The organism is Bacillus cereus group sp. N24 (genome assembly GCF_016483345.1).
Classification (GTDB): Bacteria; Bacillota; Bacilli; order Bacillales; family Bacillaceae_G; genus Bacillus_A; species Bacillus_A toyonensis.
Genome location: NZ_JAEHCA010000115.1, coordinates 1 through 341, shown reverse-complemented (window position 1 = coordinate 341; position 341 = coordinate 1). Strand labels below are relative to the sequence as shown.

The window sequence follows — 341 nt, the reverse complement described above, 5'->3', positions numbered from 1 at the left end:
TTCCTTATCTATTAACTTAAATATTGCTACTAATGCTACTCCAATTAATATACCAACCGTTAGAACAGTATAAGATAATGACTTAATTTTAAAGATGAACATTTGCCCTCTCTCATCTTGTGACTCCATCCGACGTTCAAATGTAATTTTGTAAATTTCTGCAATAAACACCAATACTACTAACACACAAATTACAATCGTAGCAATATTAACCATTATTCATCCTCCTCATATTTAAATACATCAGTTATCTCTTTCTCAAGTGAATTAGCAATTTTGAAAGCTAAAATCAAAGAAGGGTTATATTTATTTTTTTCTAAAGCTACTATAGTTTGTCGACT

The 341-nt window shown here is 29.0% G+C and carries 2 protein-coding genes; both read right to left on the bottom strand.

Annotated features, from left to right (window positions below; translation table 11 throughout):
- Positions 1-216: hypothetical protein (locus JDS95_RS30625; protein WP_199691058.1), on the bottom strand; the 216-nt coding region annotated here is incomplete at its 3' end.
- On the bottom strand, positions 216-341 hold a 126-nt coding region (locus tag JDS95_RS30620; RefSeq protein WP_368857222.1), incomplete at its 5' end, for a helix-turn-helix transcriptional regulator. The genes JDS95_RS30625 and JDS95_RS30620, both read right to left, overlap by 1 nt.